At 59.1% G+C, this 12,360-nt stretch carries 11 protein-coding genes; all 11 read left to right on the top strand.

The window, feature by feature from the left end:
* Positions 1 to 717: flagellin (locus AC1DF8_RS29365; protein WP_478156060.1), on the top strand; the 717-nt coding region annotated here is incomplete at its 5' end.
* 254 nt (positions 718 to 971) lie between these two features.
* Positions 972 to 1,880, top strand: coding sequence for a flagellin N-terminal helical domain-containing protein (locus tag AC1DF8_RS29360; protein ID WP_112541515.1), 909 nt, complete (start codon positions 972 to 974; stop codon positions 1,878 to 1,880).
* 288 nt (positions 1,881 to 2,168) lie between these two features.
* Entirely contained in the window at positions 2,169 to 3,122 is a 954-nt protein-coding gene (locus tag AC1DF8_RS29355; protein ID WP_112541972.1) for a flagellin N-terminal helical domain-containing protein, read from the top strand.
* 195 nt (positions 3,123 to 3,317) lie between these two features.
* Positions 3,318 to 3,956 (top strand): hypothetical protein, encoded by a 639-nt coding sequence (locus AC1DF8_RS29350; RefSeq protein ID WP_113116603.1) that lies wholly within the window; start codon positions 3,318 to 3,320, stop codon positions 3,954 to 3,956.
* Complete coding sequence (locus AC1DF8_RS29345; RefSeq protein WP_478156057.1) at positions 3,953 to 5,233, top strand: MotB family protein; 1,281 nt, start codon at positions 3,953 to 3,955, stop codon at positions 5,231 to 5,233. Before AC1DF8_RS29350 ends, AC1DF8_RS29345 begins: the two co-directional genes overlap by 4 nt.
* Positions 5,234 to 5,237: 4 nt before the next feature.
* The gene (gene motC, locus AC1DF8_RS29340; RefSeq protein ID WP_112969844.1) at positions 5,238 to 6,536 is read left to right on the top strand and encodes a chemotaxis protein MotC; all 1,299 of its coding nucleotides are present in this window, start codon (positions 5,238 to 5,240) and stop codon (positions 6,534 to 6,536) included.
* 4 nt (positions 6,537 to 6,540) lie between these two features.
* Entirely contained in the window at positions 6,541 to 7,983 is a 1,443-nt protein-coding gene (fliK, locus tag AC1DF8_RS29335) for a flagellar hook-length control protein FliK (protein WP_478156064.1), read from the top strand.
* Entirely contained in the window at positions 7,925 to 8,488 is a 564-nt protein-coding gene (locus tag AC1DF8_RS29330; RefSeq protein WP_112541970.1) for a lytic transglycosylase domain-containing protein, read from the top strand. The genes fliK and AC1DF8_RS29330 overlap by 59 nt, the downstream gene beginning before the upstream one ends.
* A gap of 280 nt (positions 8,489 to 8,768) precedes the next feature.
* Positions 8,769 to 9,440 (top strand): transcriptional activator Rem, encoded by a 672-nt coding sequence (rem, locus tag AC1DF8_RS29325; protein WP_112541511.1) that lies wholly within the window; start codon positions 8,769 to 8,771, stop codon positions 9,438 to 9,440.
* 127 nt (positions 9,441 to 9,567) lie between these two features.
* Positions 9,568 to 10,884: a flagellar hook protein FlgE gene (locus tag AC1DF8_RS29320; protein ID WP_113146992.1), complete on the top strand. Its 1,317-nt coding sequence runs from the start codon at positions 9,568 to 9,570 to the stop codon at positions 10,882 to 10,884.
* Positions 10,885 to 10,904: 20 nt separating this feature from the next.
* A complete protein-coding gene (gene flgK / locus AC1DF8_RS29315; protein WP_112541509.1) occupies positions 10,905 to 12,359 on the top strand; it encodes a flagellar hook-associated protein FlgK in 1,455 nt (484 codons plus the stop codon).
* Position 12,360: the final 1 nt, after the last annotated feature.

The following is a 12,360-nucleotide window of genomic DNA, read 5'->3' as shown; positions in this document are numbered from 1 at the left end:
GACGCCCTCGGCCTCGGTGCTGCAAAGGTTGACACTGCCTACACCGCCATGGACAGCGCTATCGACGTCGTCGGCGAAATCAAGGCCAAGATCGTTGCCGCTACCGAAAACGGCGTCGACAAGAAGAAGGTTCAGGAAGAAATCGACCAGCTGCAGGACCAGCTGGTAAGCATCGCTCAGTCGGCTTCCTTCTCCGGTGAAAACTGGGTTGCTGGCGCCAGCGGCACGAAGAGCGTTGTTTCTTCCTTCGTTCGCGATGGCTCGAACGGCGTATCCGTCAAGATGACCGATTACGTCCTGGACAACAGCTCGGTCGGCAACGTCATGTTCGGCATGACCAACGGTCAGGTCGAAACCTCCACGGGTATCCTCGGCACCTCCTACGGCCCGACCGGCTCGGTCTACGGCCTCGACATCACCAGCATGACCCTCGGCGACCTCGGCACGGCTCTGACGACCGTTGAAAACGCTCTGAAGGCCATGACCTCTGCCGGTGCAAAGCTCGGTTCGATCTCCACCCGCATCACCATGCAGGACGATTTCGTCAACTCGCTCTCCGACTCGATCGACTCCGGTGTTGGCCGCCTCGTCGACGCCAACATGGAAGAAGAGTCCTCCAAGCTCTCTGCTCTCCAGACGCAGCAGCAGCTCGCGATCCAGTCTCTCTCGATCGCCAACTCTTCTTCGCAGAACATCCTGTCGCTCTTCCGCGGCTAATAGGATCGCGAAATATAACCCGCCGGGTAACCGGCGGGTCCTATCGAAATCGAGCCGCGCTTCGATGGAGCGCGGCTTTTTTTAATTTCCGTTAACGATTGATTAACCATATTGCTATTTTCTGCGTCTCAACGAGACGACGAGTTAACCAAATTTAAGAACGGGTTAACAGGCATGAAGGCTGATCGTCGTTCCCGGGCGCTATTCCCGAATGTCCCTTTTATTAATGTCTGCCAACAAGGGGCAATCATTTCATGACCAGCATTTTGACCAACGTCGCGGCCATGGCCGCTCTCCAGACACTCCGCGGCATCAGCAATAATCTTCAGGATACTCAAAATCGCGTATCTTCCGGCTATCGCGTTGAAAAGGCAGCAGACAACGCAGCTTATTGGTCCATCGCAACGACCATGCGTTCGGACAACAAGGCTCTTTCCGCAGTCTCCGACGCTCTCGGTCTCGGCGCTGCAAAGGTCGACACGGCCTACACGGCAATGGACAACGCCATCGACGTCGTCAGCGAAATCAAGTCCAAGATCGTCGCGGCAACTGAAAAAGGCGTCGACAAGACCAAGATCCAGGAAGAAATCAGCCAGCTCCAGGCTCAGCTCATGAGCATCTCCCAGTCGGCTTCCTTCTCCGGTGAAAACTGGGTTGCCGGCAACACGACCAAGAGCGTCGTTTCCACCTTCGTCCGCGACGGCAACGGCAATGTCTCGGTCAAGACGACCGATTATGTCCTGGACTCGTCTTCCAACGGTAACGTCCTGTTCGGCATGACCACGACGGGCACAATCGACTCGAGCACCGGCATTATCGGTACCTCCAACGGTACGATCGGCTCGATCTACACCATGAACATCACCTCCTTCGGTCAGCCGGAAATCGCCATGGCGCTGACGGCAATCGAAGCAGGCCTGGAGGCAATGACGAAGGCAGCCTCTCAGCTTGGCTCCATCTCCAACCGTATCGAGCTGCAGGAGAACTTCGTCGCGGCCCTCGGCGACTCGATCGACTCGGGTGTCGGTCGCCTCGTCGACGCCGACATGGAAGAGGAATCGAGCAGGCTGACGGCGCTGCAGACGCAACAACAGCTGGCGATCCAGTCACTTTCGATCGCAAATTCCAGCGCTCAGAACGTCCTCACGCTCTTCCGCAGCTAAGGCGGCGGCTGAAGCTGGACCAAACCTTGTGCCGTCATTTCGAGGCAGCCTGGAAACCGCGCCAAAACGGCGCGGTTTTCGTTCTATTTCAATGGTTTGTGGGATCTTTGGCGACGCTGCTTTATTCCCGTTTCCGCTCTTGCGGAAGTGGTTGATATCAGGTTAACGTTGCCGGGAGTTGATTTGTTTTGCGACACACCGGCGTGGGGGACCCGCCGGCGGCATGATGCCATTTCAGTCGCTGCCGGCAAACCGGCCTGATCCCTTCACCTTTCCGAGACCATGTCGATGACCGTCAAGATTACCAACGCGGCCGCGGTGAGTGCGCTTGCAGTGCTGCGCAGCATCAACAAAGAATCAAGCGACGTACAGCAGCAGATTTCCACGGCAAAACGGGTCGCGACCGCGTCCGACGATGCGACCTATTGGTCGATCGCGAGCGTCATGCGCGGCGACAGCACCAATCTCGGCACCATCGGCGATGCGCTCGGCCTCGGCGCGGCGAAGGTCGATTCGACCTATACGGCGATGAACTCCGCCATCGATCTTCTCGGCGATCTCAGAGCCAAGCTGGTTGCCGCGCGTGAGCCAGGCGCCGACAAGGACAAGATCAATGCGGAAATCACGGAATACAAGAACCAGCTTCAGACGATGGTGGAGGGAACGGCCTTCGCCGGCGAAAACTGGCTGTTGAACGGCGAGCCTGCGGCGCCCCCGCAATGGAAGATCATCGGCAGCTTCGTACGCGCCCCGACCGGCGAGTATCAGGCCCAGACCGTCGACTTTCCGTCATCCCAGACCATCCTGATCGACAAGACTAATGCCAGTGGCGGCCTGTTTACCAAGGATGTCAACGGCAATGTCGATGGCACGCCGGTGCGCAACTACTATCTCCTGAATGCGAACTCCGGGACGCCGGCGACGGGCACGGCAATCTCGATCAGCAAGTCGACCACCGACTCGCAGCTCATGGATATGCTGACGGCTACGGACTCCATGCTCAAGCAGCTCACGAATTCGGCGGCAGGGATTGGTATCATGAAGGCCCGCATCGACGACCAGATCGACTACACCGCCGACCTGTCCGACGCTATCGACAAGAGTGTCGGTGCCCTCGTCGACACCGATATGGACGAGGCTTCGACCCGCCAGAAGGCGATTGAAACTCAGAAGCAGATGGCAGTTGAAGCGATCTCCATCCTCAATACGTCCGCCAGCAAAATTCTGATCCTGCTCGAATAACGATCGGCGCGAGGGCGGTACCATTCATCCTCGCGCAAGTTTGGGTTTCTAGTTTCCGGCATGAAGGCAGCGTCCGAATCCATGCCGGCAACAGGCCCCAGGCCTCTTCCGAACCGGAACGGCATGCCGGCAAGGACATGGTCATTTTTCAAGCGGGGGCATGCCGCGTGCATCCCGAATACTGGACGGTTTTTTATGAGCATTATGCTTTCCCGGTATTTGAAGGATTTCGGTGAGCCGAGTCCCTCGGCACCGATCATCGATGTAGATGATTTCGCGACCGAAACCGCCTCCGCGTTTGCGGAATTGCCGCAGGAGCCCGAGGTCGACGTCGAGGCAGAGCGGCGCGAGGCCTTTTCCGAGGGCTTCGCGGCAGCCACTGCGGACCTGACCGAAAAATACGAAAGCGAGGCCCGGGCCGCCGCCGAGGCGCATGCCGGTGAGATCGAGGAACTGAGGCTTCGCTACGAAATCGAAGCGGCTGCGGTGATCGCTTCCCGCATCCGCGACATGGCCGAAGAGATTGCGACGCTCGTCAGCGAAGTGACCGCGGCGGCAATCGCACCTGTGATGACCGAGGCGCTCGCGAAGAAGGCTGCCGAAAATCTTGCCGCTCTGCTGCGCGAGGCGATCCTCGACGGTGCGGCGGTGCCGGTCGTCGTGCGCGGTCCGGCCAAGCTTTTCGATATCCTCAAGGGTGAACTCGGAGAACATGCCGCCTTGGTCCGCCATCATGAGGCTGATGACATCGACCTTGCTGCCGAGATCGGCGAGACCGTACTCGTGACCCGTATTTCCGCCTGGGCGGCTAGCTTGAAGAAAGTTTCCGAATGAGCGACGGCGAAAACCATCACCACGGAAAGAACGAGATCATCATCGTCAAGAAACATGGCGGTGGAGATCATGACGGCGCTCACGGCGGTGCGTGGAAAATCGCCTATGCCGACTTCATGACCGCAATGATGGCCTTCTTCCTGGTGATGTGGCTCGTCAACGCCGCCAACGAGGAAACTAAGGCCTCGATCGCGACCTATTTCAATCCGATCAAACTGTCGGATGAAAAGCCGACGGAAAAGGGTCTGAAGAAGCCGGTCGACCAGGCTGAAGGCGAGCAGAACCAGGAAAAGTCGAAGGAAAAGGAAGAGAATCCGAACCAGGGCAAGTCTGCCGCCGACGGCGACGATCAGACCTCGACCTCCGGCGACAAGACCAATTACTCGGAAGCCGATTTCTTCGAGAACCCCTATTCGGTTCTTGCCGAGATTGCCCAGGAAGTTGGCCAGCAGGCAAACGTCAGCGCCAAGGGCGATGGCGGTGCGGCGGATTCGGGTCCGGCGACCGGCGCCGATGGCGGCGAGGCCTACCGCGACCCCTTCGATCCGGATTTCTGGACCAAGCAGGTCGAAGTTACGACCGCCGGCAAGCCACAGCAGCCTTCGCCGCTCAATTCTAAGGCCGAACCGAATGAGCTCGCCAAGGCCGAAAATGCCCAGCCTTCCACCCTGCTGAGCAAAGATCCCAACAGCGCTGCCGTCGCCGCTTCGACAGAGAAGCAGGCCGACAAGAAGGCGGATAAGACCAAGGACAAGCAGGCGGACAAGACCAAGGACGCCGACAAGAAGGAAGAGGCTAAGCAAGCCGAAGAAAAGCAGCAGGCCGAGGAACTGCAGCAGGAGATTGCCCAGCAGATCTCCGGTGTCGCCGGCAAGCTCGCCGAGGGCCTGACGGTGACGGCGTCCGAGGGCGGCCTGCTGGTGAGCATTTCCGACCAGAACGACGATTCCATGTTTAACATCGGCTCTGCTGTGCCGCGCCAGGAGATGGTCCTCGCCATGCAGAAGATCGGTGCGATCCTGAAGCAGAGGGGCGGAGCGGTTGCCATCCGCGGCCATACGGACGGGCGGCCGTTCAAGGGCGATCTCAACGAGAACTGGCGCCTTTCGATGGACCGTGCCCAGAGCGCTTATTACATGCTCGTTCGCGGCGGCCTCGACGAGAAGCGTATTTCCCAGGTTTCCGGCTTCGCCGACCGCCGCCTGAAGCTGCCTGATGACCCCTACAACGCGTCAAACCGCCGGATCGAGATTCTCGTGCAGGCAGATCAAGGATAGTCGCATGACGCGCAGGCAGCATCGCTATTTCAGATATGCGGTCTTCGGCCTGGCGATGATGTCGCCAGCCATCGGTCATGCCGCAGATGCGGACGATCTCGCGCCGTACAAGATGCTGCGCTCGCTGCAGTTCGTTCAGGACTCGGTTGTAACGGGCGATCATTCCGCCGGCGAAATGCAGCGCTTCATGCTTGGCAAGATCGATCAGCGCCTGCGCAATGTCGATCCGTCCGTCTATGATGACGATCGCAACGTCGATGCCGCGCTGATCTATGTAATGAGCGGCGGCAATCCTCAGACGCTGGAATATCTCGTTGCCCATGACGTCAACGGTTACTTCGACAATCGCGTTACCGATGTGTTGCGGAAATATCTGAGCGGCAAGGGCCTTCTTGTCTCCAAGACGCTGGAAGAAACAGCCAAGGAATATGAAGGCAAGAAGATTGGCCCCTATCTGGCGTTGATCGGCGGCAATGTGATGATCGCCACGAAGCCGACGGATGCCCTTGCATTATATGACAAGGCGCGCCTCAACGCACCCGGCACGATCGTGGAAGAGGCGGCGCTGCGCCGCTCGGTCGCCATCTGCGTCGAAACCGGGCAGGTCGACAGGGGGCTTGCCTATTCGCAGCGCTATATCCGCCGCTTCCTCCATTCGCCCTATGCCAGCCAGTTCGCCGATCTCTTCGTGAAGCTGATTGTCAGCCACGATCACGATGTGAAGCCACAGACGGTTGTCGATATCCTCTCCTTCATGGATGCCCCACGCCAGCGCGAGGTCTATCTGCGCGTCGCGCGCGCTGCCGCGATTGCTGGAAAGCCTGATCTCGCCCGTATGGCCGCTCAGCGCGTTCAGTCGCTGGGTGAGGGGACCGACAATCCATTCGGACCGCTCGCCGATTTCTACAACGGCATGGCAAACGTCCCGACCGACGATATTGACCAGGCGGCCAAATATATCGCCAATATCTCTGGCGCATCTCTCTCGCCGCAGGATCAGGCACTGCAAGCAGCTGCTCGCTCCGTTGCCGAGCAGATATTGAGGGCTCCGGATCCGGCAAGCCTGACGCAAGGCTCCACCCCTAATAATACTAATCAAGAAATTACTTCTGAACAGGCTGCAGCCGCCACGGCTGCGCAACCGGAAGGAGCGCATAGCGTCTCCCCGGAACCTGTTGTCGAAGGCGAGGCTTCTGCTGGCACGGGGGGCCAGGATGTCGACCCTTCATTTACCTCTTTCGTGACGACCAATCGATCCAAGCTCGACGAAATCGACGGTCTCCTGGCCCAAGAAGGCAAGTAAGATGATGATGGATATCAGCGTCTCGGGCGGAGCGCCCGGCACGGATGCGTCTGCGTCCGTAAGATCCGGTCGGGGGGCCGGCAGAGGCGACGCCGCGGATCAGAACGGCGGCTTCTCCGATGTCCTCTCCAAGGCCGGCAACAGCGATCAGGATGCGGATGGCGTCGATAAGTCCGGCCAGCAGGACGCCAGCGATAGCGCCGAGGCCGCGGCGCGGAACTTGCGCGGACGCAATCCGAAGCCGCTGATCGATCTGAATGACGCCTCGCTCCAGGGACAGGTGGACGTGCAGTCCGAAACCATCGCAAACGCCGGCAAGATGCCTGCGAAGTCTGTAAGGGAGAAGGACGCAGCTGTCTTTGGACTGGGCAAGCCGGGCGCCAAGGATGAGGCAGCCGAGATCGTTGCTCAGGCGGGGGGCAAGCCTGCCAAGCAGGTCAAGATCGGTGCGCTCGGCGGCGACACCGCTGTCGATACAGGCGCGGACGTAGAGCCCGGCGATGGCGATATCACCGACGTTCTCGGCCTGCTGAAGAAGGAGCCCGGGGACGCCGCGGCTGTCCTGCAGGCTTCGGCTCATCATGCGGCCGCGAAGGCGGACGACGCAATGGCCGGCAAGAAGGACGCCAACGCCGAAGGCGTAAACGGTGCGAAGGCTGGTGCGCACGTGTCGGATGCATTGGCAGCCGTCGCCCCGCATGGCAATGACGCGCGTGTGCCGGGAACGGAGAATGCCGAAGGCACCGAAGGCAAGACGTTCAGGATCAGCCGTGCCGATGGCCGTGGCCAGTCGATGGACATGCATATCGGTACCGAGCAACCCGGCGAGAAGTCGGGAAAGTCGAGCGTCGAAAATGTTTCCGTCCTGGAATCGCGCCGTTATCTCGGCCTGGTTCAGAACCCGAATTCCGCAAACGTGACAGCGGCACTTTCAGGTGACAAGGAATGGGCACAGGCTATGCAGCCGAGCTCTGCTCTGTCGAACGCCGCTGAATGGACAAGCACCGGCAAGGTGGTGAACACCCTCAAGATCCAGATGAGCCCGATCGATCTTGGCCTCGTCACGGCGACGATGCGKCTGTCAGGCGATACGCTGAATGTCGACCTCAAGGTCGAGACCGGCGCGGCCTATCGCCAGCTCAAGGAAGACCACGGCAAGATTCTCGAGGCGCTGCGCAGCCAGGGCTATGCGGTCGATAACGTGACCATCAGCATGGCGCCAGTGGATCGGTCCGATGCCGGCAACCAGGCAAACAGCCAGGGACAGACTTCCCAGCAGCAGCAACAGTCGCTCGCCCAGCAAGGCCAGGGCGGCGAGGCGCGCGAGCGCCAGAACCAGACAGCGCGGCAGACGGATGGAGGCTTCAATGGTGCGGGCGGCAACGGTGTTGAGAACGCTTCTGCTATCGACGCTGGCGGCAGCCGCCCTGGTAGCGTTTACCTCTAGCGCATCCGCCTCCACAGGCGCCTGCGAGCGCGAGATCCAGTCTGCGGCAGCCAAATACGGGATCCCCGAGGGGATTCTCTATTCGGTCGGCTTGACGGAAACCGGGCGCAAGGGTTCGCTCTATCCCTATGCGATGAACGTCGAAGGCAAGGCGCTGTTTCCTGCCTCCGAGCAAGCCGCGTTGCGTCAATTCGACACTGCCAGCAGGGACGGCGCGAAGCTCATCGATATCGGATGTATGCAAATCAATCACTATTTCCACGGTGAAAACTTCAGCTCCGTGGAGGATATGTTCGATCCCCACCGCAACGTGGAGTATGCGGCGAAGTTCCTGCGCAATCTTCACGATCGTCATGAGACCTGGACGATGGCGGTAGCCAGATACCACGCGGGGCCGAACAATAATCCGGCGCAGAAGCAATATGTCTGCCGCGTCATCGCAAATCTGGTTGCCACCGGCTATGGCAAGTGGACTCCCAATGCGAGCAATTTCTGCGGAAATTAATTCAATTAATAATTGAATTCACCAATTATGACCGAACTGTGTCACAGTGTGGCAAGAATTCGGCACAAAACCCGCTTGCAAGGCGTAATTAAGCGGACGTTAACTTTTCCACGAAATTTTTGTGTGCATAACCTCGTCGACCTACTATATGTAGATCAAATCGGTACCCAAATCTTAATCAATTATTAATTTCCGCCATTAACTTTCACGAGTTGCTGCAGATTCGCGCGATTCGTACCCATAGATCATCGATGTGCCACACTGATTCGGAGGCGGACGAATGATCGTAGTGGTTGATGAGCGTGAGCTCGTGAAGGATGGATACACTTCTCTCTTTGGTCGTGAGGGCATTCCCTCAACCGGCTTTGATCCCGGTGAATTCGGCGAATGGGTGCAAACGGCGGCTGATTCTGACATCGCCGCGGTCGAGGCATTTCTGATCGGCCAGGGGCAGCGGGCCATGGAATTGCCGCGTGCGATCAGGGATCGCTCGATGGCGCCGGTGATTGCGGTCAGCGATCAACCGTCACTCGAAAACACGCTGGCCCTTTTTGACTGCGGCGTGGACGACGTTGTACGCAAGCCGGTACATCCGCGTGAGATTCTCGCGCGCGCCGCTGCAATCCGTCGTCGCCTGAAGGCGATCGCAAACCACACCGACATCGGCGCCATCCGCGTCTTCTCCGACGGGCGCGATCCGGAAATCAACGGCGAAACCTTCGCCTTGCCGCGCCGCGAGCGCCGCATCCTCGAATACTTGATTGCCAATCGCGGCCGTCGCGTCACCAAGACCCAGATCTTCAATGCGATTTACGGCATTTTCGATGAGGAAGTCGAAGAAAACGTCGTCGAAAGCCACATCTCCAAGCTGCGCAAGAAGCTGCGCAAGAAGCTCGGCGTCGACCCGGTCGATTCCAAGCGCTTCCTTGGCTACTGCATTGATTGGAATTGATTTTTCGGCGCGGGTCGTGCCGCGCGGGAAAGCCGGAATATTTCGGTCGGCGACCCGGCACAACAGACAGCTTCACGCAAGGCCCGCCAAATACTGTTGCACTTAACAGGTAAAACGAGGTTTTCAGATGAGCATTTTCGGCAGCATGAAGACGGCAGTATCGGGGATGAACGCTCAGGCAAACCGCCTCAGCACCGTCTCCGATAACATCGCGAACGTGAACACCAGCGGCTACAAGGCAGTTTCGACCGCGTTTTCGTCGCTGGTCCTGCCGTCGGGCTCCGGTAACTACAACTCCGGTGGCGTGACGACGACGGTTCGCCAGGCTGTCTCCGACCAGGGCGACATTTCCTACACGACCTCCGGTTACGACCTCGCAATTTCCGGCGACGGCTTCTTCATCGTCCAGGGTGGCGATGGTGTTCCCGTCCTGACACGTGCTGGCGACTTTACGAAGGACGACAGCGGCAACCTCGTCAACTCGGCCGGCTTCACGCTCATGGGCTATCCGTGGGGTTCCTCTGCTCCGGCAGTCGTCGTCAACGGCTTTGACGGTCTCGTTCCGATCAACGTCCTCGGCGACCAGAAGTTGGCGGCCGTTCCGACTTCGACGGGTACCTGGACAGGGAACTTGAAGCCCGGCGCGACCGTAGTCACCGACCCCAATGCGCTGCCAAGCGCTAACGGCAGCCTCCCGGCAGCGACTCCCACGGCCGCAACTAGCAACACCCAGAAATACTCGATGGTCACCTATGACAAGCTGGGTAGCAAGGTGATGTATGACATCTACTACACCAAGGTTCCGGTAGCGACGACTCCGACGCCGCCGACCGGCACGCAGTACCAGTGGGAAATGGCCGTATTCCGCAATGCTGACAAAGCCCCGACCGGCACGAGCTCTTTCCCTTACAGCTCGGCGGCAGTCTCGGTAAAGACGATCTCGTTTGATGATAAGGGTCAGATGCTGTCGCCGCCTGGCGCGACGATCACTGATCCGGTTACCGGCCTCACCATCAATATGAACCTCGACCTCTCCCAGGTCGGCGACAATTTCTCGGGCACAGGTAACGTCGACGGTCAGGGCGCGAATTCGCCGGTCGATATCACCATCGACGCCGACGGCATCGTCTACTCGAAGTACGATGACGGCAGTACCAAGCCGGTCTTCCAGATCCCGCTCGCCAACGTGCCGAGCCCGGACCTGCTGACTCTGATGTCCGGCAACGTCTATTCGGCCAACGGCAAGTCGGGCGTGACCGTCACCGGTTTCCCGCAGACCAGCGGCTTCGGCAAGATCCAGTCGGGCGCCCTCGAAGGCTCGAACGTCGACCTCGCCGGCGAACTGACCGAAATGATCGAATCCCAGCGCAGCTACACCGCCAACTCAAAGGTGTTCCAGACGGGTTCCGATCTCATGGACGTCCTCGTCAACCTCAAGCGTTAATTCAGGGTAACGGGTAAGCCATGTCGCTCACTTCAGCACTTAACACCGCGCAGAGCATATTCAACAATACGGGCGCGCAGAGCAGCATCGTATCGAACAATATCTCGAACGCCGGCAACAAGGACTATGTGCGCCGGCAGGCGATGCTCACCACCTCGCTGAACGGCGCCCAAGTGGTCAAGATCAGCCGCGCACAGGAAGATGCGCTGCTGAAACAATATCTCAAGGCGTCCTCGCAGGACAGCGCTCAACAGACCCTGTTGAGCGGCCTTGAAGATCTGAAATCGATCATGGGCGGCAACGATAACGAAACGTCGCCCGAAACGGCCCTGCGCACCTTCCGTGACAAGCTCGGCACGTTCCGCGCCACCCCCGGTGACCTTATTGCTGCCCAGGGTGCGATTACGGCGGCGCAGGACGTCGTAACCTCGCTGAACAATGCCTCCAAGGCAGTGCAGCAGCAGCGTTCCGATGCCGACAAGCAGATCAAGAACCAGGTCGACTCGCTGAACAGCCTGCTGAAGCAGTTCGAAACGGCCAACAATGCCGTCAAGAAGGCGACATCATCCAACGAAGATCCGTCGAGCGCTCTCGATGAGCGCGAAAAGGTCCTCAAGCAGATCAACCAGATCGTTGGCGTGTCTACGGCGACACGCGCCAACAACGACATGGTGCTCTACACAGCCGACGGCACGACGCTGTTCGAGACGATCCCGCGCGCAGTCAGCTTCGAGCCGACGCAGTCCTATGCGGCCGACACAGTCGGCAACAAGGTCTATGTCGATGGCGTGGCCGTCAATATGGGCTCGGGCTCGACGACGAATGCCAAGGGTAGCCTCGCCTCGCTTCTGCAGATCCGCGACGATATCGCACCGACGTTCCAGAGCCAGCTCGACGAAGTCGCTCGCGGCCTCGTGAACCTTTACCAGGAAGACGGCAATCCTGGCCTCTTCGTCTGGACAAACCCGACGACCGGCACCGCAGGCGGGGTTCCGCCGGCTGGCACCGTCATCAAGGGCATCGCCGGGACGATCGCGATCAATGACCGTGTCGTCACCTCCAAGGGCGGCGATCCGATGCGGTTGCGTGACGGCAACATCAATGCAAGCAGCACGGCTGCGAACCCGACGGGTTCGAGCGGTTATACCGCAGAACTCGACCGTCTCTATACGTCGATGGATTCAGGGATTGCATTCGATCCGAGTACCGGTCTGGACACCAATGTCAGCATCCTGACCTTTGCCACCAATTCGATCGGCTGGCTCGAGCAGAACCGCAGCAACGCGACGACGGCGGCGGAAAATACTCAAGCTGCCGCAGCACGAACCGATGAAGCTTATTCCAATGAAACCGGCGTCAACCTCGACGAGGAACTGACGCTCCTTCTCGACATAGAGCAGTCCTACAAGGCGGCGACCAAGATTTTGAACGCCGTTGATGAAATGTTGAAAGCATTGCTGGATATTGCGAGTTAAG

The sequence above is a fragment of the Rhizobium sp. 05N49 genome (assembly GCF_056396805.1).
Note: the sequence above shows the minus strand (reverse complement) of the source record. Positions and strands in the feature narration are given on the sequence as shown.

What these genes read in the sequence shown, in the direction of transcription:
- AC1DF8_RS29360 (WP_112541515.1), top strand. Translation starts at nt 972, where the DNA reads ATGACCAGCATTTTGACCAACGTCGCGGCCATGGCCGCTCTCCAGACA.
- AC1DF8_RS29355 (WP_112541972.1), top strand. Translation starts at nt 2,169, where the DNA reads ATGACCGTCAAGATTACCAACGCGGCCGCGGTGAGTGCGCTTGCAGTG.
- AC1DF8_RS29350 (WP_113116603.1), top strand. Translation starts at nt 3,318, where the DNA reads ATGAGCATTATGCTTTCCCGGTATTTGAAGGATTTCGGTGAGCCGAGT.
- AC1DF8_RS29345 (WP_478156057.1), top strand. Translation starts at nt 3,953, where the DNA reads ATGAGCGACGGCGAAAACCATCACCACGGAAAGAACGAGATCATCATC.
- motC (WP_112969844.1), top strand. Translation starts at nt 5,238, where the DNA reads ATGACGCGCAGGCAGCATCGCTATTTCAGATATGCGGTCTTCGGCCTG.
- rem (WP_112541511.1), top strand. Translation starts at nt 8,769, where the DNA reads ATGATCGTAGTGGTTGATGAGCGTGAGCTCGTGAAGGATGGATACACT.
- AC1DF8_RS29320 (WP_113146992.1), top strand. Translation starts at nt 9,568, where the DNA reads ATGAGCATTTTCGGCAGCATGAAGACGGCAGTATCGGGGATGAACGCT.
- flgK (WP_112541509.1), top strand. Translation starts at nt 10,905, where the DNA reads ATGTCGCTCACTTCAGCACTTAACACCGCGCAGAGCATATTCAACAAT.